This is a genomic window from Pseudomonas syringae pv. coryli str. NCPPB 4273 (assembly GCF_000972175.1).
GTDB lineage: Bacteria > Pseudomonadota > Gammaproteobacteria > Pseudomonadales > Pseudomonadaceae > Aquipseudomonas > Aquipseudomonas syringae.
In genome coordinates this window covers 1-23,355 of sequence record NZ_AWQP01000036.1, presented here as the reverse complement: position 1 = coordinate 23,355, position 23,355 = coordinate 1, and the positions used below count along the sequence as shown (strand labels likewise).

At 61.0% G+C, this 23,355-nt stretch carries 22 protein-coding genes; 14 read left to right on the top strand and 8 right to left on the bottom strand.

All coding sequences use genetic code 11. The annotated features are described in order from the left end of the window. Positions 1–17: 17 nt before the first annotated feature. Positions 18–2,195 carry a malate synthase G gene (locus P406_RS15335; RefSeq protein ID WP_046236653.1) on the bottom strand — a complete coding sequence of 726 codons (2,178 nt, stop codon included), beginning with the start codon at positions 2,193–2,195 and terminating at the stop codon, positions 18–20. A gap of 322 nt (positions 2,196–2,517) precedes the next feature. Between P406_RS15335 and P406_RS15330 the strand changes: the two genes are divergently transcribed. Beyond that, on the top strand, positions 2,518–3,036 hold the full coding sequence (locus P406_RS15330) for a glycine cleavage system transcriptional repressor (protein WP_046236652.1): 519 nt from the start codon (positions 2,518–2,520) through the stop codon (positions 3,034–3,036). Between the two features lie 19 nt (positions 3,037–3,055). Here P406_RS15330 and P406_RS15325 read toward each other — a convergent pair whose 3' ends face one another. From P406_RS15325 to P406_RS15310, 4 genes are all read right to left on the bottom strand, one after another. Beyond that, positions 3,056–3,358 (bottom strand): helix-turn-helix domain-containing protein, encoded by a 303-nt coding sequence (locus tag P406_RS15325; protein WP_003393594.1) that lies wholly within the window; start codon positions 3,356–3,358, stop codon positions 3,056–3,058. After that, on the bottom strand, positions 3,358–3,711 hold the full coding sequence (locus P406_RS15320; protein WP_024649925.1) for a type II toxin-antitoxin system RelE/ParE family toxin: 354 nt from the start codon (positions 3,709–3,711) through the stop codon (positions 3,358–3,360). Before P406_RS15320 ends, P406_RS15325 begins: the two co-directional genes overlap by 1 nt. Positions 3,712–3,975: 264 nt before the next feature. Continuing rightward, positions 3,976–4,863 carry an EamA family transporter RarD gene (gene rarD / locus P406_RS15315; RefSeq protein WP_046236651.1) on the bottom strand — a complete coding sequence of 296 codons (888 nt, stop codon included), beginning with the start codon at positions 4,861–4,863 and terminating at the stop codon, positions 3,976–3,978. A 323-nt stretch (positions 4,864–5,186) separates the two neighbouring features. Then, on the bottom strand, positions 5,187–6,161 hold the full coding sequence (locus P406_RS15310) for a serine/threonine protein kinase (protein ID WP_003411854.1): 975 nt from the start codon (positions 6,159–6,161) through the stop codon (positions 5,187–5,189). Positions 6,162–6,355: 194 nt separating this feature from the next. Here P406_RS15310 and P406_RS15305 point away from each other — a divergent pair, with 194 nt between their 5' ends. The 6 genes from P406_RS15305 to P406_RS15280 are packed head-to-tail and all read left to right on the top strand — an operon-like array spanning position 6,356 to position 11,907. Then, positions 6,356–7,375: a LacI family DNA-binding transcriptional regulator gene (locus tag P406_RS15305; RefSeq protein WP_046236650.1), complete on the top strand. Its 1,020-nt coding sequence runs from the start codon at positions 6,356–6,358 to the stop codon at positions 7,373–7,375. Next, the gene (locus P406_RS15300) at positions 7,359–8,360 is read left to right on the top strand and encodes an ABC transporter substrate-binding protein (protein WP_046236649.1); all 1,002 of its coding nucleotides are present in this window, start codon (positions 7,359–7,361) and stop codon (positions 8,358–8,360) included. The genes P406_RS15305 and P406_RS15300 overlap by 17 nt, the downstream gene beginning before the upstream one ends. Next, complete coding sequence (locus tag P406_RS15295) at positions 8,360–9,229, top strand: ABC transporter permease (RefSeq protein ID WP_046236648.1); 870 nt, start codon at positions 8,360–8,362, stop codon at positions 9,227–9,229. The genes P406_RS15300 and P406_RS15295 overlap by 1 nt, the downstream gene beginning before the upstream one ends. Further along, on the top strand, positions 9,226–10,020 hold the full coding sequence (locus P406_RS15290; RefSeq protein ID WP_003432594.1) for an ABC transporter permease: 795 nt from the start codon (positions 9,226–9,228) through the stop codon (positions 10,018–10,020). Before P406_RS15295 ends, P406_RS15290 begins: the two co-directional genes overlap by 4 nt. After that, positions 10,017–11,048 carry an ABC transporter ATP-binding protein gene (locus P406_RS15285; RefSeq protein ID WP_003411847.1) on the top strand — a complete coding sequence of 344 codons (1,032 nt, stop codon included), beginning with the start codon at positions 10,017–10,019 and terminating at the stop codon, positions 11,046–11,048. The genes P406_RS15290 and P406_RS15285 overlap by 4 nt, the downstream gene beginning before the upstream one ends. A gap of 25 nt (positions 11,049–11,073) precedes the next feature. Further along, positions 11,074–11,907, top strand: coding sequence for a phosphodiesterase (locus P406_RS15280; protein ID WP_003411846.1), 834 nt, complete (start codon positions 11,074–11,076; stop codon positions 11,905–11,907). Positions 11,908–12,173: 266 nt separating this feature from the next. On the opposite strand, the gene P406_RS15275 is transcribed toward P406_RS15280, so the two are convergent. The 3 genes from P406_RS15275 to P406_RS15265 all read right to left on the bottom strand — a co-directional run bounded on the left by P406_RS15275 (position 12,174) and on the right by P406_RS15265 (position 15,810). Further along, positions 12,174–14,090, bottom strand: coding sequence for a PhoX family protein (locus P406_RS15275; RefSeq protein WP_046236672.1), 1,917 nt, complete (start codon positions 14,088–14,090; stop codon positions 12,174–12,176). 81 nt (positions 14,091–14,171) lie between these two features. Then, positions 14,172–14,936, bottom strand: a complete 765-nt coding sequence (locus P406_RS15270) for a TOBE domain-containing protein (RefSeq protein ID WP_046236671.1) — start codon at positions 14,934–14,936, stop codon at positions 14,172–14,174. Positions 14,937–15,075: 139 nt separating this feature from the next. Beyond that, positions 15,076–15,810 (bottom strand): ComFC family protein, encoded by a 735-nt coding sequence (locus P406_RS15265; RefSeq protein ID WP_046236647.1) that lies wholly within the window; start codon positions 15,808–15,810, stop codon positions 15,076–15,078. A gap of 90 nt (positions 15,811–15,900) precedes the next feature. Between P406_RS15265 and bioB the strand changes: the two genes are divergently transcribed. From bioB to P406_RS15230, 7 genes are all read left to right on the top strand, one after another. Beyond that, positions 15,901–16,959, top strand: coding sequence for a biotin synthase BioB (gene bioB, locus P406_RS15260; protein ID WP_046236646.1), 1,059 nt, complete (start codon positions 15,901–15,903; stop codon positions 16,957–16,959). Between the two features lie 64 nt (positions 16,960–17,023). Beyond that, complete coding sequence (gene bioF / locus P406_RS15255) at positions 17,024–18,214, top strand: 8-amino-7-oxononanoate synthase (RefSeq protein WP_003411837.1); 1,191 nt, start codon at positions 17,024–17,026, stop codon at positions 18,212–18,214. Next, complete coding sequence (locus P406_RS15250) at positions 18,207–18,938, top strand: alpha/beta fold hydrolase (protein WP_003422640.1); 732 nt, start codon at positions 18,207–18,209, stop codon at positions 18,936–18,938. Before bioF ends, P406_RS15250 begins: the two co-directional genes overlap by 8 nt. Continuing rightward, a complete protein-coding gene (bioC, locus tag P406_RS15245) occupies positions 18,931–19,740 on the top strand; it encodes a malonyl-ACP O-methyltransferase BioC (RefSeq protein WP_046236645.1) in 810 nt (269 codons plus the stop codon). The genes P406_RS15250 and bioC overlap by 8 nt, the downstream gene beginning before the upstream one ends. 25 nt (positions 19,741–19,765) lie before the next feature. Further along, positions 19,766–20,446, top strand: a complete 681-nt coding sequence (gene bioD, locus P406_RS15240; protein WP_046236644.1) for a dethiobiotin synthase — start codon at positions 19,766–19,768, stop codon at positions 20,444–20,446. A 153-nt stretch (positions 20,447–20,599) separates the two neighbouring features. Continuing rightward, positions 20,600–20,896: a hypothetical protein gene (locus P406_RS15235; RefSeq protein ID WP_003419817.1), complete on the top strand. Its 297-nt coding sequence runs from the start codon at positions 20,600–20,602 to the stop codon at positions 20,894–20,896. A 333-nt stretch (positions 20,897–21,229) separates the two neighbouring features. Continuing rightward, complete coding sequence (locus P406_RS15230) at positions 21,230–23,035, top strand: phenylacyl-CoA dehydrogenase (protein WP_046236643.1); 1,806 nt, start codon at positions 21,230–21,232, stop codon at positions 23,033–23,035. Positions 23,036–23,355: the final 320 nt, after the last annotated feature.

Genomic DNA, 23,355 nt, shown 5'->3' with positions numbered 1-23,355 from the left:
GGAAGGTGTGCGACGCGTTACAGGCCGTTGATGGCCTTGAACTCTCGACGGCGACGATGCAGTACCGGCTCGGTATAGCCATTAGGCTGTCGCGTGCCTTCGATCACCAGTTCGACCGCCGCCTGGAAGGCGATGTTGCTGTCGAAGTCGGGTGCCAGCGGGCGATACAGCGGGTCGCTGGCGTTCTGGCGGTCCACCACCGGGGCCATGCGCTTGAGGCTTTCCAGGACCTGAGCTTCGCTGACAACGCCGTGACGCAGCCAATTGGCCATGTGCTGGCTGGAGATGCGCAGCGTGGCGCGGTCTTCCATCAGGCCGATGTCGTTGATGTCCGGCACTTTCGAACACCCCACGCCCTGATCGATCCAGCGTACTACGTAGCCAAGAATGCCCTGCGCGTTGTTGTCCAGTTCGTTCTGGATTTCTTCCGGCGTCCAGTCCGTGTTCGGTGCCAGCGGAATGGTCAGAATGTCATCCACCGAGGCTTGCTCGCGCTGCGCCAGTTCGGCCTGACGGGCGAACACGTCGACCTTGTGATAATGCAGGGCGTGCAGCGCAGCGGCCGTGGGTGAGGGCACCCAGGCGGTGTTGGCGCCAGCCAGTGGATGAGCGATTTTCTGTTCCAGCATCGCCGCCATCAGGTCCGGCATGGCCCACATGCCTTTGCCGATCTGTGCGCGACCTTGCAGGCCGCATTTCAGGCCGATGTCGACGTTGGAGTTCTCGTAAGCAGCGATCCACTTCTCGGCTTTCATCTGTGCCTTGCGCACCACCGGACCCGCTTCCATGGAGGTATGGATTTCGTCACCGGTGCGGTCGAGGAAGCCGGTGTTGATGAACACCACACGCTCGCTGGCGGCCTGAATGCAGGCCTTGAGGTTGACAGTGGTGCGGCGCTCCTCGTCCATGATCCCGACCTTCAAGGTGTTACGCGGCAAGCCCAGTACCTGCTCGATACGTTCGAACAGTTCGTTGGTGAACGCCGCTTCCTCCGGGCCGTGCATCTTCGGTTTGACGATGTACATCGAGCCGCTGCGGCTGTTGCTGCGCGAGGTGTTGCCGTTGAGGTTGTGGAGGGCGGCGAGGCTGGTCAGCAGGCCATCGAGAATGCCTTCCGGCACTTCGTTGCCGTGTTTGTCGAGAATCGCATCGATGGTCATCAAGTGGCCCACGTTGCGAATGAACAACAACGAGCGACCGTGCAGGGTGACTTCGCCGCCCTCTGGCGTGGTGTAGACGCGGTCCGGGTTCATGGTGCGGGTAAAGGTTTCTCCGCCCTTGGACACCGACTCGGCCAGATCGCCCTTCATCAGGCCCAGCCAGTTACGGTAGACGACCACTTTGTCGTCGGCATCCACAGCAGCGATGGAGTCTTCGCAGTCCATGATGGTGGTCAGCGCGGCTTCCATGAGGATGTCTTTCACGCCCGCCGGATCGGTCTGCCCGACCGGGCTGGCGGCGTCGATCTGCAGTTCGAAGTGCAGGCCGTTGTGCTTGAGCAGCAAGGCAAACGGCGCCAGGGCATCGCCTTGAAAACCGACCAGTTGGGTGTCATCGAGCAGACCGGTATTGCTGCCACCCTTGAGACCGACGACCAGCTTGCCGTCGATCAGCTTGTAAGCCGTCGAGTCTGCATGTGAACCTGCTGCCAGAGGCGCCGCCTCATCGAGAAAGGCGCGAGCGAACGCGATCACCTTGTCGCCACGCACCTTGTTGTAGCCTTTGCCTTTTTCCGCGCCGCCTGCTTCGCTGATGGCGTCGGTGCCATAGAGCGCGTCATACAGCGAACCCCAGCGGGCGTTTGATGCATTGAGCGCAAACCGGGCGTTCATCACCGGCACGACCAGTTGCGGGCCAGCCATGGTGGCGATTTCTTCATCGACGTTTTGCGTGGTGATCTGGAAGTCCGCTGCTTCTGGCAGCAGGTAGCCGATCTCCTGAAGGAAGGCTTTGTAGGCCGAGGCGTCGTGAGCCTGCCCGGCGTGCGACTGGTGCCAGGCGTCGATTTTCGCCTGTAACTCATCACGTTTGGCGAGCAGTGCCTTGTTCTTTGGCGCAAGGTCGTGGATCAGTTTGTCCGCACCGGCCCAGAACGCAGTGGCGTCGACGCCGGTTCCGGGGGTGGCTTCGTTCTGCACGAAGTCGAACAGGACTCTGGCGACTTGCAGGTCACCGACTTGAACGTACTCAGTCATTGCACTTGCCTCACTCTGCTCAGCAGGGTCGAGCACACTCGGGGAGCGCTCTGTTATTGATCCGGGTGTCATGTAGTGCGCGATTCGGGATACTACATGAGCCGTCGTCGCGTGAAAACGTCGCTGAATATGTCACTAAACGACCGGATATTCATATCGGGTCACGATGATATTCACCGTGTTCCCAAAAGCATTCAGGATTGTTCCATAAAGCGTGGCAAACGGTACACGATTTACCGCGAGCGAGCTGCCCCTCGGGCATGCCTATACTGGCATGACCGACGCTGTCTCCAAACCATCTGTGCATAAAGAGGAATTGACCGTGGATCATCTCGTCGTAACGCTGGTTGCCCCCGACAAACCGGGTCAGGTCGAACGCATCTCGAAGTGCATTGCCGAGCACGGCGGCAACTGGCTGGAAAGCCGCATGTCGCGCATGGCCGGGCAATTTGCCGGGATTCTCAAGGTAGGTGTCGAGGCGGAAAAGTATGACGACCTGATCAAGGCGCTGAACGGCCTGTCAGCCCATGGCATCCGCATGTTGCTGGCCGAGAGCGTGGTCGAGACGTCCGATACCACCCGCCTGATCAGCATGGAACTGGTCGGCAACGACCGCCCCGGCATCGTGCGTGACATCACCCGCTTGCTGGCCGGGCAGGGCGTCAACGTCGAACATCTGATCACCGACGTGTCCCCTGCGCCCATGAGCAGCGAACTGCTGTTCCAGGCCAATGCGGTGCTGGGCGTCCCTCAGGACTTGCCACTGGATGACCTGCAGATGGCGCTCGAGACCCTGGCTGACGATTTGATGGTGGAGTTGGTGCTGGGAGCCAAGGAGTAAGTTCGACGACTGGTTTTATTCAGTTGTGGACTGCTTCTCGCTCTGGTACCAGCCTGACTTCTACACGTTGCCCCAGCGCTCTTGCTGCGCTGGCCAGCGTCGCAAGAGTCATTCCTGGATCGTTTTGATCCAGAGCCCTGTCCACTGCCGTCCGGCTTGTGTGCATACGCTCGGCAAGGGCCTTCTTGGTCACCTTTTGCTGTTTCATGACTTCGGCGATCTGCCAAGAGATGACTCGCTTCAGAGCTGCGGCAGAAACCTCCTCGGCAAAACCTTGCTCGGCAAGGAAGTCATCGAAGTCGGAGCCAATGTGCTCGTTCATTACCTTTTCCTCTTCAGTGCTGCCTTGCGCTGTCTGGCAGTTTCCAGATCGGACGCAGGAGTTTTTTCACTTTTTTTGATGAAGCCATGAAGCAAAACCATTGTGCGGGCTTCGACGGTAAACAGTACTCGTGCAATCTTTTCCTTCAAATCAATTCTGACTTCCCAAAGGTCTGGCTCCATTTTACGGACCACAGGCATACCTATTGGCCATCCGAACTGGACCGTCTTGATGTCAGTGCCGACTGCCTTACGATCGTCGCGTGGCAGATCGATCAGCCATTCACGTACAGGTTCATTACCTGTTTCGGTCCGGAAAAACTTGACGGTCAAAGTGGGCGGGAGATTACTCATGTTTGGAGTGTACCAAAAAATGTGCATAATTCAATGCTTGGAAAGGTGTTCGGCTTATCCAAGTTAATCGTGCACCTGCCTGTGGATAACCTGGGGGAATACCGATGCGCGCCACACCCGCCGTGGCCTGGCGTGTATTGATCAAAAATTCAACAGTTTCAAGGGCTTGTGCACAGATAAGGTGAGTCTGCCTGTGGATAACCCTTGGAGAACCCTTTGCAGCCCACGTGCTGCGTGGTCTGCGAGGTGTTGACTGTTTTTTGATCAGTGACGGCCGCGGGATTTCAGCCAGATATCCACACTGTAAATGGCCAGCCCCGTCCAGATGAAGGCGAAGGTGATGATGGTGCTGGTGGTCAGGTGTTCGCCATACAGGAGCACGGCCAGCAGCAGGACCAATGTGGGCGCGATGTATTGCAGGAAGCCCAGGGTGGTGAAAGGCAAATGGCGGGCGGCGGCGTTGAAGCACACCAGCGGTACCAGCGTGACCGGGCCGGCAGCGGCGAGCCAGATGGCTTGCGTCGTGGTCCAGAATTCTGGCTGGACGCTCACGGCGGTCGGGTTGAGCGCTAGCCAGATCAGCGCCAGCGGCACGAGCATCCAGGTTTCCACCACCAGGCCGGGCAGGGCGGCGACCGGGGCTTGTTTACGGATCAGCCCATAGAACGCGAAGGTCAATGGCAGCGCTAGCGACACCCATGGCAGGCTGCCAACGTGCCAGACCTGCTGGGCGACACCAATGGCGGCGAAAGCGACTGCCAGCATTTGCAGGCGTCTGAGGCGCTCGCCGAGCAGCAACACGCCGAGCAGGACGTTGACCAGCGGGTTGATGTAATACCCGAGGCTGGCCTCCAGCATGCGCCCGTTGTTCACTGCCCAGACGTAGATGATCCAGTTGCTGGCGATCAGCGTGCCGCTCAGCGCCAGCACGGCCAGGCGTTGCGGATTGTTGCGCAGGTCGCGCCACCAGCCGGGATGCTTCCAGAACATCAGCACAATCGAGCCGAACAGCGCCGACCAGAGCGCGCGATGGATGATGATCTCGATGGCCGGAACGGCAGCGATGGCTTTGAAGTAGATGGGGAACAGGCCCCAGATGATGTAAGCACTCAGGCCCAGAATGTATCCACGGCGTGGATTGGCAGCTTGCATGGAGCGTCCCTTTAATACAGAAAATTCCGGTTTTATTGTGGGGTGATGCAGTGGGTGGTTTTGATTGTACTGACGCTGGAGCGCTCGATGTTATACACAGGCCCGACTGATCACGACATTTGTGCCGCGCCGCTCGCTCAGGATCGGACGCGGAGCGTCGCACGATAGTTGAGATTATCGTTCCTCACGCTCCGGCGTGGGAATGCCTTGAGTGACGCTCCGCGTCACAGATTTGCGCCGCACCGGACATTTAGGATCGGACGCGGAGCGTCCAGAACTGCATGCGACGCGGAGCGCCGCACGATAATCTGGGACTCATCAGGTCAAAACAGTTTCAACGGCTCTTCATTCAGTGCGGCCATCTGCTCGCGCAGGGCCAGGATATGGTCGCCCCAGTAACGCTCCGTACCGAACCACGGAAAGCTGTGCGGAAAGGCCGGGTCATCCCAGCGACGGGCCAGCCAGGCGCTGTAGTGCATCAGGCGCAGGGCCCGCAGCGGTTCGATCAGGGCCAGTTCGCGAGGGTCGAAATCATGGAATTCGTTGTAGCCGTCCATCAGCTCCGATAGCTGACCCAGACGTTCCTGGCGGTCGCCGGCCAGCATCATCCAGATATCCTGGACGGCAGGGCCAAGGCGGCAATCGTCAAGGTCGACGATGTGGAACATCTCGTCGCGGCACATCATGTTGCCGGGGTGGCAGTCGCCATGCATGCGGATGTTGGTGTGCGGTGTGGCTGCGTAAACGTCTTCGACACGTTTGAGCAGGTCGCGGGCCACCGACTCGTAAGCCGGCAGCAGGCTGCGCGGGATGCAGTCGTTTTCCAAGAGAAAGTTGACCGAATCATGGCCGAAGTTCTTCACGCCCAAGGCTTCACGGTGGGCGAACGGTTTGGTCGAGCCGACGGCATGCAGACGCCCCAATAACTGGCCCAGACGATACAGCTGATCAAGATTGCCCGGCTCCGGCGCTCGTCCACCGCGGCGCGGGAACAGCGTGAAACGGAACCCGGCGTGCTCGAACAGGGTTGCGCCGTTGTGCACCATGGGCGCGACCACCGGCACCTCGACCTCGACCAGTTCAGCGGTGAAGCTGTGCTCTTCAAGGATGGCTTCGTTGCTCCAGCGCTGTGGGCGATAGAACTTGGCGATCAGCGGTTGGCCGTCTTCGATACCGACCTGATACACGCGGTTTTCGTAACTGTTGAGCGCCAGGATGCGGGCATCGCTGAGAAAACCGATGCTTTCGACAGCATCCAGAACCAGATCGGGAGTAAGTGTTGCAAACGGGTGAGCCATGACTACTCCTGCGCGCAGCAGGTTGCCGCGTCGGACCGCTGATGGTAACGCAGACCGGTCCCGCTTCGCCAAACCCCTTCCGTTTAATCTGCCCTCGGGCTCTTTTGTCATCAAAAAGTCATGAGTCGTTAGCGAGATAGCCATGTTCGACGCCTAAAGTTGCCGTTAATGAGATCGATCTCAAGCGAGCGACAATGACTGATCTGAAAGAGGTAGCGCATCTGGCCGGGGTTTCCCGAGCCACGGCGGCACGTGCCTTCGCAAGCCCTGACGTCGTGCGCCTGGAGACCCGCGAGCGAGTATTCGCCGCAGCCCGCGCCCTGGGTTTTCGCCCCAATCGGCTGGGCCGCCAGTTGCGTCTGCAAACCACCAACCTGATTGGCGTGGTGGTGCCCAACCTGCTCAACCCGGTGTTTGCCGAGCAGTTTCAGGCCATGGAGCGGGCGGCGCGGGCGCGGGGTTATAACCTGCTGCTGGCAACCACCGACTACACCGCAGAGCGTGAAAGCGCCGTGGTTGAAGAGTTGTTACGTCAACGGGTCGACGGGCTGGTGCTGACGGTGACCGACGCCGAGCACAACCGGGTGCTGCAAAGCCTGATCAATGAAGACACCCCGTTCGTGCTGGCCTATCACCAGACCGGCAATCCGGATTACAGCGCGGTGTCTGTGGATAACCGGGCGGGCATGGCGCTGGCTACTCGATACCTGATCGATGCAGGCCATCAACGAGTCGCCATGGTCGCAGGCCCGGCCATGCAGTCCGACCGCGCCCGACTGCGTTATGAAGGTTATCGCGACGCCATGGCCGAGTGTGGGCTTGAAGCTCGCCCTGTGATTGAAATGCCTGCTCATACAAGCGCCGATTTCGCTGCACTGGAACCCCTGCTACGTGGCCCGGACGCGCCCAGCGCGCTGGTCTGTTCCAACGATCTGCTGGCCATCAGCCTGATTGCCGAATTGCGCCGCAACGGCTGGGCCGTTCCCGAGCGCCTGTCGGTGATCGGCTTCGACGGCATCGCCCTCGGCACGCAGATGCACCCGACCTTGTGCAGCGTGGTTCAGCCCATCGCCGAGCTGGCACACATCGTCATCGACCAATTACTGGCACGGATTGCTGGCGCAGTACCTGTTTCTCATTGTCTGCCGTGCCACATCCGGCCCGGCGAAAGCACCCAGCCCTACCAGGAGATGCTTCATGCTCAGCCTCAGTAAAACCCTCGCGGCACTGCTGTTATGCGGTGCGGCCAGCCTCGCCCAGGCCGCCGAAACCGCCATCTGTTACAACTGCCCGCCCGAATGGGCCGACTGGGGAACGCAACTCAAGGCGATTGCCGACAGCACCGGTGTGCAGGTGCCGCTGGACAACAAGAACTCCGGCCAGGCGCTGGCGCAGATCGTTGCCGAGCAAGCCGCACCAGTCGCTGACGTGGTCTATTACGGCGTGACCTTCGGCCTGCAGGCGCAGAAGGCCGGCGTGGTCGACACCTACAAACCCAAGCACTGGGACGAGATTCCCGCAGGCCTGAAAGACCCCGAAGGACGCTGGTTCGCCATTCACTCCGGGACCCTCGGCATCATGGTCAACGTCGACGCACTGGGCGGTCTGCCGGTGCCGCAAAGCTGGGCGGACCTGCTCAAGCCCGAGTACAAGGGCATGGTCGGTTATCTCGACCCGTCCAGTGCGTTCGTCGGTTACGTGTCCGCCGTGGCGATCAACCAGGCCATGGGCGGCACGCTGGACAATTTCGGTCCGGCCATCGACTACTTCCAGAAACTGGCGAAAAACTCGCCCATCGTGCCCAAGCAAACCGCTTATGCACGCGTGCTGTCTGGCGAGCTGCCGATTCTGGTCGACTATGACTTCAATGCCTATCGCGCTCGCTACAAGGACAAGGCCAACGTCGCCTTCGTGATTCCCAAGGAAGGCACCATCGGAGTTCCGTATGTGATGAGCCTGGTGGCTAAGGCGCCGCATCGTGCCAACGCCGAGAAGGTGCTGGATTTCGTGCTGTCCGATGAAGGTCAGGCGCTGTGGGCCAAGGCCTATCTGCGTCCAGTGCGCTCGAAGATGCCTGCCGAAGTGGCTGCACAGTTCCTGCCGGACAGCGATTACGCCCGCGCCGGTGTGGTGGACTACCAGCACATGGCCGCGGTGCAGGAAGCTTTCGCTGCCCGTTATCTGCGTGAGGTGAAGTAATGTCGGCCTCGCCGGAACAAGCGCTGCCTCTGCGCAAGGGCGGATTTTTCAGGCTGCGGCTGCGCCCGACCGCTGCGGTGGCGCTGGCCCCGGCGATGGCGGTATTGCTGGCATTCTGGCTGCTGCCGCTGACCCATCTGATCATGCTCGGTACGCAAGGATCTGATGGCAATGGCAGCGGTTACTGGCAGGTCCTGAGCAGTGCTCAGTACCTGGGCAGTCTGCTGCAAACCTGCCTGCTGGCGCTGGTGGTAACGCTCGCAGCGTTGCTGGTCGGCGGCATCAGCGGTGTGTTTCTGGCCCGCAACCACTTCTTCGGACGCTCTGCGCTGGTGGCCTTGCTGACCTTCCCGCTGGCGTTTCCCGGTGTGGTGGTCGGCTTTCTGGTGATTCTGCTGGCCGGTCGCCAGGGCATCTTCGCCGCGCTCGGACTGCACCTGGCGGGCGAGCGCTGGGTGTTCGCCTACTCGCTGACCGGGCTGTTCATCGGCTATCTGTATTTCTCGATTCCGCGCGTGATTCTGACAGTCATGGCCGCTTGCGAAAGCCTGGACCGCAGCCTTGAAGAAGCGGCGCATTCGCTGGGTGCCGGTCATTGGCGGGTGGTGTGCGATGTGATCATTCCGGGGCTGGCGCCCGCGCTGGTGTCCTGCGGCGCGATCTGCTTCGCCACGTCGATGGGCGCCTTCGGCACGGCCTTTACCCTGGGCACGCGTCTGAACGTCACGCCGGTAGCGATCTACAACGTGTTCACCAATTACGCCAACTTCACCGTGGCCGCCGCGCTGTCAGTCATCCTCGGGCTGGTGACGTGGGTAGTGTTGTTGCTGGCCCGTCGCATGGTCGGTAAATCGGGAGTTCCCTTGTGAAACGTTCTCCGTTGTTTGCAGTACAACTGGCGTTCACGCTGTTGGTCTGCGCGTTCATGCTGGTCCCGGTGGTGCTGTCGTTACTGGCCGGCCTGACGCGCAATTATTTTCTCGGTCTGTCGAGCGGTCTGACCTTCGACTGGCTGGTGCAGGTCTGGCAGGCCTATTCACCAACCGTCTGGCTGTCGTTGCAACTGGCCGTGGCCTGCGCAATCTGCGTGTGCCTGGTGGGTGTTCCGGCCGCGTATGCACTGGTGCGCATGAACAATCGCTTCAGCCGGGCCTTCGAGGAATTGATGGTCTTGCCTGTCGCCATGCCCGGTCTGGCCAGCGCCCTTGCGTTACTGCTGACCTACGGCCAGTTCGGCGGCTTTCGCAGCAGTTGGTTGTTCATTCTGGTCGGCCACGTGTTGTTCACCCTGCCGTTCCTGGTGCGCCCGGTCATGGCGGTGATGCAGCGTCAGCAACTGCCGGTGCTTGAAGAGGCTGCCGCCAGCCTTGGTGCCGGGCCGATCAAGCGTTTCTTCAGTGTGGTGGTGCCTAACTGCCGGGCCGGGATTCTTGCCGGTGTGCTGATGGTCGTGACCCTGTCACTGGGCGAATTCAACCTGACCTGGATGCTGCACACGCCGATGACCAAAACCCTGCCGGTCGGTCTGGCCGACAGTTACGCCTCGGCCCGACTGGAAGTCGCCAGCGCCTACACCCTTCTTTTTCTGTTGCTGATTGTGCCGCTGCTGATTGCGTTGCAGGCCATCAGCGCGCGTCTTGCCCGTGGAGAGAGCCGATGAGCGGAACCACCATTCGCCTGAAAGGCTGCCGCAAGGCATTTGCCGACGGCACCGTTGCTGTAAAGGATCTGCACCTGACCATCGAGCCCGGCGAAACGCTGGCGATTCTCGGTCCGTCCGGTTGCGGCAAGACCACCACCTTGCGGCTGATTGCCGGGCTTGAACGTCCGGACGTCGGGCAGGTGTTGTTCGATGATCAGGACGTGACACGTCTGCCCATCGAGCGGCGCGACGTGGGCATGGTGTTTCAGAACTACGCGTTGTTTCCCAACCTCGATGTGGCCGGCAATATCGTTTACGGCCTGAAGATTCGTGGTCTGTCGGCTGCCGAGCGCAACAAGCGTTGCGATGAGCTGCTGGAACTGGTCGGTTTGACCGGCCACGGCAATCGCCGCGTCAACGAGCTGTCTGGCGGGCAGCGCCAACGGGTGGCTCTGGCCCGGGCGCTGGCGCCGCGTCCTCGGGTGCTGTTGCTCGACGAACCGCTGGCGGCACTGGATGCGCAGTTGCGCGAGCGCTTGCGCAGTGAGCTGGACCAGTTGCTGCGCGGGCTGGGCATCACCTCGGTGTTCGTCACCCACGATCAGGGCGAGGCAATGGCCCTGGGTGACCGGATTCTGGTCATGGAAAAAGGCTGCGTCTCGCAATTGGCGACGCCGAGGGAAATCTATCAACAGCCTGCCAATGCGTTCGTCGCCGGGTTTGTCGGCAATCTGAATGCGTTCAGCGTGGTCGAGCGCACCCCGTCAGGCCTCAAGGTGAGCGGTGGCGAGCTGCCGTGGCACGGGGCTGACGTACCGGGCACGGTCTACTGCCGTCCCGAGCACCTGCGTTTGATGTCTGGAAACGGCCATCTTCATGGGCGCCTGGTCGGGCAGTTTTTTCAGGGCGCGCAAAGTCGTTTGCTGGTCGATGTCGGTGGCCCGCAGCCGCTGCTGGTGGACAGCACCGACAACGTGATTTACGCCGCCAACGCAGTCATTGCCTTGAGTGTCGACCCGCAAGTGCTGTTTACCCTGCATTCGTGAACTCGTTTTTCGTAGAGAGATTATTTTGAATCGTCCGTTTCTTATTGCCCAGATCAGTGACCTGCACCTCAAAGCCGACGGCCGCCTGACTTATGGTGTGGTCGATACTCTGGGAGCGTTGCGCCGCGCGGTCGCGCACATCAATGCCAGCAAGCAGCGCCCCGACATCGTGGTGATCAGCGGTGACCTGGTGGACTTCGGTCGCGAGGACGAATACGCCGTGCTCAAGCCGGAGCTGGAACGTCTGCAGATGCCGTTTTATCTGGTGCCCGGCAATCATGACGATCGGCACAACCTGCTGGCTGCGTTTGCCGAGCAGGTGTACCTGCCGTTGTCGGCCAGCGGGCCTCTGGACTGGGTGGTTGAGAAATACCCGGTGCGCCTGATCGGCATGGACACGACCATTCCCGGCGAGCATGGCGGGCAACTGGATTACTGTCAGCTGGACTGGTTGCACGCGCAGCTGTCACGTCGTCCTTATGTGCCGACCGTGATCGTCATGCACCACCCGCCGTTCATTACCGGCATAGGGCACATGGACCGCGAACCCTTCGGCAACGCATCGGCACTGGAGCGTGTGATCGCCCAGCATCCGCAAGTGGAGCGTTTGCTGTGCGGACATCTGCATCGACCGATGCAACGACGTTTCGGAGGCAGCGTGGCAAGCATCTGCCCTGGCACCTCACATCAGATCGTCCTCGACCTCGACGAAGCCGCGCCTGCACATTTCAATCTGGAACCCGCAGGCTACGTGCTGCATCGCTGGCAATCGGAGCAGGGGTTTGTCAGCCATAACGCCGTGTTCGGCGACTATGAAGGGCCGTACCCGTTCTACGATGTGAACGGGTTGATTGATTAATTGATTACTCCGCTCCCACGCTCTGCGCCCGGCGTGATACTCAAGTCTTGATGAGCCCGGAAAGCGGGGCTCGACGCGCAGTATCAGGCGGAGTAAAGATCGTTGTGGGAGTGAGCTTGCTCACGAAGACGGTGTTTCAGTCGATGCATTTTCGACGTTCATACAGCCCTCTTCGCGAACAAGTTCGCTCCCACGGCCTCCGGCCAGAATCAATAGCAGACCTTTATATAACGATGAGCGATCTGCGTCCTGTTCCTGATTGCCGATCAGGCGCCGATAACGCCGCCATCTTCCCGGGTGATGACCATTACCGATGAGCGCGGTTTGCCGTTGGGCAAATGCTCGGGGAAGGTAGAGCCGCCGTTCTCACCAGGATGCTGGATGCCGATAAACATCGTCCGGTAGTCAGGCGCAAAGCTGATACCGGTGATTTCGCAACCGACCGGGCCGACCAGAAAACGGCGGACCTCGCCGCTGGCAGGGTCGGCGCAGAGCATCTGGTTGTTGCCCATGCCAGCGAAGTCGCCCTTGTTGCTGGAGTCGCCGTCGGTCTGAATCCACAGCCGACCCGAACGATCAAAACTCAGGCCGTCCGGGCTGTTGAACATATTCTGCGCGTTGATGTTGCTCGACCCGGCCTGTGGCGTACCGGCATGTACAGTCGGGTTGCCCGCGACCACAAACAGGTCCCACTCGAACGCCATCGCCGACGCATTGTTGCCGCCTTCGCGCCAGCGCAGGATCTGCCCGTACTGGTTCTTGGCGCGTGGATTCGGCCCGCCGACAGGTTGACCTTCTTCGCCGCGCTTGCTGTTGTTGGTCAGCGTGCAATACACCTGGCCATCCTTGGGGCTGACCACGATCCATTCCGGGCGGTCCATGCGCGTGGCCTTGACCACACTGGCGGCCAGGCGCGCATGAATCAACACTTCAGCCTGATTATTGAAACCGGCAGCGGCATCGAGGCCGTTCTTGCCGTGTTTCAGTTCGATCCACTGGCCATTGCCCTTTGGATGATCCGGGTTGCCGTTGCCAGCGTCGAATTGCGCCACGTACAAGGTGCCGTGGTCCAGCAGGTCGCGATTGGCTTTCGGGTTCTTGCGATCGATCCGGTCGCGGCTGATGAACTTGTAGATGAACTCGCCACGCTCGTCGTCGCCCATGTACACCACGGCGCGCCCGTCCCTGGTTTGCGTGAAAGCGGCGTTTTCGTGCTTGAAACGCCCGAGCGCCGTGCGCTTGACCGGCGTCGATTCAGGGTCGAACGGATCGATCTCGACCACCCAGCCATGACGATTGACCTCGTTGGGGTTTTTCGCCACGTCGAAGCGCGGGTCGTGCGGGTGCCAGTTGATCTCTTTGCTGGCGGCGACAACGCCGTAGCGCTTCATGCCCGCATCGAATGTCTGCTCCGCGTTGCTGCTGCCGAAGCAATCGGTGAAGTTCTCTTCACAGGTCAGGTACGTGCCCCACGGCGTCTGGCCGCTGGAGCAGTTCTGGAAAGTCCCCAGGACGCGGGTGCCGGTCTTGTCGGCGTCAGTCTTGAGCCAGTCGTGACCGGCCGCCGGGCCACTCAGCCTGATTGGCGTATTGCCATGCACGCGACGGTTGTAACGCGAGTCCTGCACGAACTGCCATTTGCCGTTTTTCTGCTGTACCTCGATCACTGACACGCCTTCTGCGGCGAGTGCCTTGCGTACTTCTTCGGCCGATTGCGGCTCCTTGCCATGCTCGAAGAGGTAGCGGTAGTTGGTGTATTCGTTGTTGATCGCCAGCAAAGCACGGTCTTTGCGACCCCGCATCGGGAACAGACACATGCCGTCGTTGTTGTCGCCGAACTGCACCTCCTGAGCCTGGGCAGTACCCTTGCCACTCGGGTCGAACGCCGGACCGCCCGCGCGCAGAGGCTGGCCCCAACTGATCAGTACCGAGGATCTGTAACCTGCCGGCAGGCTGATGCTGTCTGCGGTGGCAGCAGGGATGCTCTGGAAACCGAGCAATCTGCCAGACGCCGCGCTGACGCTGTCCGCCAGGACGGTGCGGCTGAGCAGGTTGCCGCCGAGGAACATCGCCGCGCCGCACAATGCGCCCGCGCTGATGAAACCGCGGCGGGTGAGGCCGACCTTGTCGGCGCCGACCAGGTTTTCCAGGTCAGTGGTCTGGTTTTCTTCTAATAGTTTCATCATCACGGCTCCCTCGAATATGGCAGCCACCTTAGTGCGCGCATATGACGAAATTGTGTCGTGGTGATGACCTGCCAGCGCTTACAACGGTATACCCAGCAGTACCAGTGAAGCTGCAAATCTTGCCTGCACCGTTGCGCCGGTTTTCAGCTGCTGTGCATGCAGGTGCTCAGGTGTCGCCAGGGCGCACAGCGTCTGGCCGCCGGGCAGTGTGATGCGTACTTCGCTTGGGCCATCTTCAGCGTCGGTCACGCTGTCGATTCGGCCGACCAGGCAATTGTTTCCATTTGTTTCTTTACTGTTGTCTGCGTGCAGTTCCAGCCAGCCGGCCTTGATCAGTGCAACCACCTCCGTGCCGTTTTCCAGCTCCAGACGCAGGGTGCTGTCATGGGTGACCTGCGCTTCGATAAACACCTCGTCAGCCAGTTGCAGGCGAACCTGATCGTTGTGCCCCTGACGGGTGATGCTGACGATCCGCCCCAGCAGCTGGTTGCGCGCGCTGGTGCGCAGGGTCAGGCGATTGAGCAAGTCCAGATCGCTGCTGTCTTCGGCGGCTTCCAGCACCTGGGCCTGCAATGCCTGGACGCGCTGATAGAGACGCAGTACTCGCTGGCCCTCGACCGACAACTTCGCGCCACCCCCGCCGCGCCCGCCGACACTGCGCTCTACCAGCGGTTTTTGCGCGAGATTGTTCAACTCGTCGATGGCGTCCCAGGCCGCCTTGTAGCTCAGCCCTGCGCTTTTCGCAGCACGGGTGATCGAGCCCTGTTCGGCAATATGCTGCAGCAGCGCAATGCGTTGCGGGCGGCGGACCATGTGTTGCGTCAGCAAGGTGGGTAGGGACATGGTCATCCGGAGCGGTCGAGTAGGAGAGGGCAGTATGATCGTTCTCGCGGATGGCGTCGAAAACCGGACGCGGAGCGTCCCGAAAGGCATTACCACGCTGGAGCGTGGGAACGATATTAAAGCAGACGCGCAGGGGCCATTAGTCCCCCGGCTTTGGCGTTCGTGCCAGGCAATACACGTCGACCCGCCGCGCACCGGCGTTGCTCAATAAGCGTGCAATGACGTCGGCTGTCGAGCCCGTGGTGAGCACGTCATCGACCAGCGCCAGATGCCTGCCTTGTACCCAATCGGGATCAGTCAGAGTGAAGGCGCCGCGCAGGTTGCGTTTGCGGGCTTTGGCGTCCAGGCCCTGTTGCGTGGTTGTTTCCCGGCTGCGCAACACATGTTCTTCGTCGACGGGCAGTTGCAGCTGTTTACCCAGCCAGCCGGCCAGCATTGCCGCCTGATTGTAGCCACGCTGGCGCAAGCGTTTGTTGGCCAACGGCACCGGAATGAGGCAGTCGGGACGTGGCAGGTCTTCCTCGAAACGGTGCTGCAGATAGTGCGCGCACAGTTCCGCCAGCAGTCGTCCCATGGGCCATTTACCGTTATGTTTGAAGCGGGTGATCAAACCGTCGACCGGGAAATCGTACAGCCAGGGCGCGATGACCTGAGTAAAGCCAGGCGGTTGCTTGCAGCATTGCGCGCATCTCATGCCTGAACGGGGTAACGGCAGCGCACAGCACGCACAGGCGTTGCCCAGCCACGGCAGCTCTGCTTCGCACGGTACGCAGATGGGCGTGGGCACCTCACTGCGTTCATCACATAACAAACAGGGTTGTTTGTTTTTTAACCAGATGTAAACCTCGTGCGGGTAGCTGGGTTGACAGCGCATGGCTCTTCCTTAAATATGCCCGACATCCGTGTAGCGCCTGGGGTCTTTCCGGCCCTCGCGCATTGCCCAGAAACACCAAGGAGCCGCCCGATGAGCGCCAGCACCACCGCCACTTTGCGTCACGACTGGACTTTAGCCGAGGTCAGGGCGCTGTTCGTACAGCCATTCAATGACCTGCTGTTTCAGGCGCAAACGGTGCACCGCGCTCATTTCGACGCCAACCGCGTGCAAGTCTCCACGCTGCTGTCGATCAAGACCGGCGCCTGCCCGGAAGACTGCAAGTACTGTCCGCAGTCCGGCCACTACAACACCGGTCTTGAGAAAGAAAAGCTGCTGGAAGTACAGAAGGTGCTTGAAGAAGCCGCGCGTGCCAAGGCCATTGGTTCGACCCGCTTCTGCATGGGCGCGGCCTGGAAGCACCCCTCCGCCAAGGACATGCCTTACGTGCTGGAGATGGTCAAAGGCGTGAAAGCCATGGGCATGGAAACCTGCATGACCCTGGGCCGCCTCGATCAGGAACAGACCGAAGCGCTGGCCACTGCCGGGCTGGATTACTACAACCATAACCTCGACACCTCGCCGGAGTTCTACGGCAGCATCATCACCACCCGTACCTACGGCGAACGCCTGCAAACCCTGGCCTACGTGCGCGATGCGGGGATGAAGATCTGCTCCGGTGGCATTCTGGGCATGGGCGAGTCCCTCGATGACCGCGCAGGGCTGCTGATCCAGCTGGCGAACCTGCCAGAGCACCCGGAGTCGGTGCCGATCAACATGCTGGTCAAGGTCGCCGGTACGCCGCTGGAAAACGCCGAAGATGTCGACCCGTTCGATTTCATTCGCATGCTCGCCGTGGCACGGATTCTCATGCCGAAATCCCACGTGCGCCTGTCCGCCGGTCGCGAAGCGATGAACGAGCAAATGCAGGCGCTGGCGTTCTTCGCCGGGGCCAACTCGATTTTCTACGGCGACAAGCTGCTGACCACTGCCAACCCGCAGGCCGACAAGGACATGCTGCTGTTCTCGCGTCTGGGCATCAAGCCCGAAGCGGGCGAAGGGCATGCCGACGAAGTGCACCAGGCCGCCATCGAACAGGCGCTGGTCGAGCAGCAAAGCAGCTCGATGTTCCACGACGCCGCCTCTGCCTGATCCGTTGAACGGGCCGGACTGTTCCGGCCCGTTTTGAATTGTCATCTTCCGGACCGGGGCCTGCATGTCTTTCGATCTCCGCACGCGCCTCGATGCCCGTCGCGCCGCCCACCTCTATCGTCAGCGTCCGCTGCTGCAAAGTCCGCAAGGGCCGCAGGTCATCGTCGATGGCCAGCCTTTGCTGGCGTTCTGCAACAACGATTACATGGGGCTGGCCAATCATCCCGAGGTGATCGCTGCGTGGCAGGCGGGTGCCGAGCGCTGGGGCGTGGGCGGCGGGGCTTCGCATCTGGTGATCGGCCACAGCGCGCCACACCACGAACTGGAAGAAGCGCTGGCCGAGCTGACCGGCCGTCCGCGCGCACTGTTGTTCTCCAATGGCTACATGGCCAACCTCGGCGCGGTGACGGCGTTGGTCGGGCAGGGCGATACGGTGCTGGAAGACCGTCTCAACCACGCCTCGCTGCTCGATGCCGGTCTGCTCAGCGGCGCACGGTTTTCGCGCTATCTGCACAACGATGTGAGCAGCCTGGAAGCCCGCCTGGAAAAATCCGTGGGCGATACTCTGGTGGTGACCGACGGGGTGTTCAGCATGGACGGCGACATCGCTGATCTGCCCGCGCTGGCCCGTTCGGCGAGGGCCAAAGGGGCCTGGCTGATGGTGGACGACGCCCACGGCTTCGGCCCTTTGGGTGCCAACGGCGCCGGTATCGTCGAGCACTTCGGCCTGAGCATGGATGATGTGCCCGTGCTGGTCGGCACCCTGGGCAAGTCGTTCGGCACTTCCGGGGCGTTCGTGGCCGGCAGTGAAGAACTGATCGAAACTCTGATCCAGTTCGCCCGGCCTTACATTTACACCACCAGCCAGCCGCCCGCGCTGGCCTGCGCCACCTTGAAAAGCCTGCAGCTGCTGCGTACCGAGCATTGGCGTCGCGAGCATCTGACCCGGCTGATTCAGCAGTTTCGGCGCGGTGCCGAGCAGATCGGGCTGCAACTGATGGACAGCTTTACCCCGATCCAGCCGATCATGATCGGTGATGCCGGTCGGGCCTTGCGCCTCTCGCAATTGCTTCGCGAGCGCGGCCTGCTGGTCACCGCCATTCGCCCGCCCACCGTGCCTGCGGGCAGCGCGCGACTTCGTGTGACTTTGTCTGCTGCGCACAGCGAAGCCGACGTGCAGCTATTATTGAACACTCTGGAGCAGTGCTACCCGCTGCTGGATGCCAGCCACTCCTCGGAGCCTGTTCATGCGTGATCGTCTGATTCTGTTGCCAGGCTGGGGCCTTGGCGTTTCGCCGCTGGAGCCGCTTGCCGCTGCGTTGCGTGGGCTGGATGAGCACCTGCGGGTTGAAGTCGAGCCATTGCCGGATATCGACAGCTGCGATTTGCCAGACTGGCTCGACGAGCTGGACACCAACCTGCCAGACGACGCCTGGCTGGGCGGCTGGTCGTTGGGTGGCATGCTCGCGGCTGAACTGGCAGCGCGTCGCGGCGACCGTTGCTGCGGGTTGCTGACGCTGGCCAGCAACGCCTGCTTCGTCACCCAAGGGGCGTGGCCGAATGCGATGCCCGCGCAGGATTTCGAGGCGTTTCTGGCTGGCTGTGCCGATGATCCGGACCTGACCCTCAAGCGTTTCAGCCTGTTATGCACGCAAGGCGCAGAGGACCCGCGCGGTCTGGCGCGGCTGCTCAAGGCCGGCGCACCGCACCTGTCGAAAACGGCGTTGATCGACGGCCTGAAAATACTCCGGCAACTCGACACCCGCAGCGCGCTGCAAACCTATCGTGGCCCGCAACTGCACCTGTTCGCCGGGCTGGATGCCTTCGTGCCCGCCGAGGCAGCAGGTGATCTGCTGGCCTTGTTGCCGGATGTCGAAGTGGGCCTGATCGAGCAGGCCAGTCATGCCTTCCTGCTGGAAAACCCTCATGGGGTAGCGGCCGCGATCCACGCCTTTCTGCACGAGCTGGACGATGACTGATCTTTCAATCCCCAAACCACCTTCTGTCTTGCCTGACAAACGTCAGGTTGCTGCTTCCTTTTCCCGCGCGGCAGGCAGCTATGACAGCGTTGCCGAACTGCAGCGCAACGTCGGTAATGAGCTGCTGGCGCGTCTGCCTGCGCAATGCAATCCGTCTCGCTGGCTGGATCTGGGCAGCGGCACCGGCTATTTCAGCCGGGCGCTGGCGCAGACGTTCACTGGCAGCGAAGGTATTGCACTGGATATCGCCGAAGGCATGTTGCGTCATGCCCGACCCTTGGGTGGCGCACAGCACTTCGTTGCGGGTGATGCGGAGCACCTGCCGCTGCGTGACCAGAGCTGCGCGCTGATTTTTTCCAGCCTGGCGGTGCAGTGGTGCGCCGATTTCGCCGCAGTGCTCAGTGAAGCTCAGCGCGTATTGCAGCCAGACGGCGTATTCGCCTTTGCCAGCCTGTGTGTCGGCACGTTGTACGAACTGCGCGACAGTTGGCAGGTCGTGGACGGCCGGGTGCATGTGAACCGTTTTCGTCATGAGGATGACTATCGCCAACTGTGCGCGGCGAGCGGCCTGCAAGTACGCAGCCTCGATGTTCGCCCGCAGGTTCTGCATTACCCGGATGTGCGCAGCCTGACGCACGAGTTGAAGGCGCTCGGTGCGCACAATCTCAACCCCGGACGGCCCAATGGCCTGACCGGGCGCGAGCGAATCATGGGCATGGTTCAGGCCTATGAAGGCTTCCGTCAGGACGCCGGGCTGCCCGCCACCTATCAAGTGCTGTACGCGGTGCTTGAAAAAAACTGATGGACTGACAGGAAAGACTGCTGAGATGACTGCCGCCTACTTCATCACCGGAACCGATACCGACGCTGGCAAGACCACGGTGGCTGCCGGTTTGCTGCATGCCGCCCGAGTGTCCGGCCTGAGCACGGCGGCCGGCAAGCCCGTTGCGTCCGGTTGTTTTGTCACGCCACACGGGCTGCGCAACCCGGATGCCCTGGCGTTGCTGGCCGAGTGTTCTGTCGAGCTGGATTACGCTGAAGTCAATCCGCTGGCCTTCGAGCCGGCCATCGCTCCGCACCTGGCAGCACGCGAAGCCGGCGTCGCGTTGACGGTCGATTCGGTGCTGCAACCCATGCGGCATATGCTCGCCAGACAGGCCGATTTCACCCTGATCGAGGGGGCGGGCGGCTGGCGCGTGCCGCTGTCCGGGCAGAGCACACTGTCCGATCTGGCCATTGCTCTGGATCTGCCGGTGATTCTGGTGGTGGGCGTGCGTCTGGGCTGCATCAATCATGCGGTGTTGACTGCTGAAGCCATAGCCCGTGACGGGTTGCGCCTGGCCGCCTGGGTGGCCAACATCGTGGATGCCGACACCTCGCGGCTTGCAGAAAACCTCGCCACGCTGGTCGAGCGTCTGCCTGCGCCTTGTCTGGGGCAGGTGCCGCGCTTGAACGAGGCAAGTGCCGAAAATGTGGCGCAGTATCTCGATTTGAAGGTATTGAGCTGACAGCGCCGTTATGTCGCTGACCGGCAAGACAGTTTTGGAATTTCAAGAGTCAGGCTATCGTGCGGCCTAGTGCCATTAGTCTGTTTGTCGAGTATTTCCGGGCAAATGCTGGTTCAATGGCATGTGTTCGTTTTTTGAACTGAGGATCGGCTTATGCAAATCACCATGAACAACACCCTCTACCCAGGCCTTAGCGCAATGCAGGTCGGGCAAAGTCGTGTGGATCAGGCGGCCACCCAGATTGCCAGCTCCAATATCGAAGTGTCGGGCAGAAGCCAGTCTTCTGACTTTCAGCTCGAGAACCTGCGCTCGGTTGATCGCAGCCAGCGTTCCGACCTGTCGTCCAACATGGTCGAACTCGAGGCCGGCAAGGATCAGTTTGCAGCCGGACTGGCTGCGCAGAAAGCCAGCAATGAAATGCTCGGCACGCTGATTGACACCTACGCCTGATTTTCGCGTCAATTCTCGCCGTGCCCTCAGCGCACGGCGTTGCCCCCTGAATTTCTCCGCATCATTGTCCTGCATCACGCCTGCACCTCGCTTCGCCCTCCACTAGACTTTTGCTTACGCTTCTCTCGCCCCCGCACGACGTACGCCTGCGTGGCTTATGCATGGGCCGTGGACGAATGGTGCGTGCTTCGCTATTGACAAGGTTTGGGCGTAAACGTATGTTTCAAACACCTGTTTGACCGCGAGGCATACGAGATTGTCTGGCGCTTGAGGGTGTCTCTCCAGCGACCGCCCGGTCATTCGTTCCAGGATTCATCAGCAGAGGTTATCGCTATGCCTGACTACAAGGCCCCCTTGCGTGATATTCGTTTTGTTCGTGATGAACTGCTCGGCTATGAAGCGCACTATCAGAGTCTGCCAGCCTGTCATGACGCCACTCCGGACATGGTCGACGCCATTCTGGAAGAGGGCGCCAAGTTCTGTGAGCAGGTGCTGGCGCCGCTGAACCGTGTGGGCGATACCGAGGGTTGCACCTGGAGCGAGTCGGGCGTGAAGACGCCGACCGGCTTCAAACAGGCTTACAAACAGTTCGTCGAAGGCGGCTGGCCGAGTCTGGCGCATGACGTTGCGCACGGCGGTCAGGGTCTGCCCGAGTCGCTGGGCCTGGCGGTCAGCGAGATGGTCGGTGAAGCCAACTGGTCGTGGGGCATGTACCCGGGCCTGTCGCATGGCGCGATGAACACGATCTCCGAGCACGGCACGCCCGAGCAGCAGGACGCGTACCTGACCAAGCTGGTATCCGGCGAATGGACCGGCACCATGTGCCTGACCGAGTCGCATTGCGGCACCGACCTGGGCATGCTGCGCACCCGCGCAGAGCCTCAGGCTGACGGGACCTATAAGGTTACCGGCACCAAGATCTTCATTTCCGCTGGCGAACACGACATGGCCGATAACATCGTCCACATCGTGCTGGCCCGCCTGCCGGACGCACCGGCTGGCACCAAAGGCATTTCGCTGTTCATCGTGCCCAAGTTCCTCTCGGCTGCCGATGGCGGCATCGGTGAGCGTAACGCGGTGAATTGTGGCTCCATCGAGCACAAGATGGGCATTCACGGCAATGCCACCTGCGTGATGAACTTCGACGGCGCGACCGGCTACCTGATCGGCCCGGCGAACAAGGGCCTGAACTGCATGTTCACGTTCATGAACACCGCGCGTCTGGGCACTGCACTGCAAGGTCTGGCGCATGCTGAAGTCGCCTTCCAGGGTGGTCTGCAATACGCCCGTGACCGCCTGCAAATGCGTTCGCTGACCGGCCCCAAGGCACCGGAAAAAGCCGCTGACCCGATCATCGTTCACCCTGATGTGCGTCGCATGCTGCTGACCATGAAGGCGTTCGCCGAAGGCACGCGTGCCATGGTGTACTTCACCGCCAAGCAGGTCGACATCGTCAAGTACAGCGAAGACCCGGAGCAAAAGAAAGCCGCTGATGCATTGCTGGCGTTCATGACCCCGATTGCCAAGGCGTTCATGACGGAAGTGGGCTTCGAAGCTGCCAACCACGGCGTGCAGGTCTACGGCGGCCACGGTTTCATTGCCGAGTGGGGCATGGAGCAGAACGTTCGCGACAGCCGGATTTCGATGCTGTACGAAGGCACCACGGGTATCCAGGCGCTCGACCTGCTGGGCCGCAAGGTGCTGATGACCCAGGGCGAAGCGCTCAAGGGCTTCACCAAGATCGTTCACAAGTTCTGCCAGAGCAATGAAGGCAACGAAGTTGTGCAGGAGTTTGTGACGCCACTGGCTGCGCTGAACAAGGAGTGGGGCGACCTGACCCTGAAAGTGGGCATGGCGGCGATGAAGGATCGCGAAGAAGTGGGTGCTGCATCGGTGGATTACATCATGTTCTCCGGCTATGCCTGCCTGGCGTACTTCTGGGCCGACATGGCGCGTGTTGCGGCCGAGAAGCTGACGGCCGGTGCGTCGGACGAGGCTTTCTACCGCGCGAAGATCCAGACCGCGCGTTTCTACTTCCAGCGCATCCTGCCGCGTACTCGTACCCACGTGGCGGCCATTCTGTCGGGTGCTGCCAACCTGATGGACATGAAAGAAGAAGACTTCGGCCTGGCTTACTAAGCTTCGCTGGCTTCATGAAAACCGCCTGATCGCTGATCAGGCGGTTTTTTTATGGGTGCGTTTTAGCCTAGTGCTGTATTCGAATTCCCGGCGAGACCTGAGAAGGCGTTCAGGCCCCGCGCATAGTCACGATGTTCTCCAGGACACCTCTCGTTCCGCACGCTCCGCGTGGGAATGCAGTTCGTGACGCTCTGCGTCACACAGCGGTTTTTTGATGTCAGGTAGATTGAGGTTCGACTCAGGTCACCTTTTCGCCCCTCGGCGACCTACTTTGATGGGGCCAAAGTAGGCAAAGCCCGTAGCTCCGTTTCCGGCCCGAC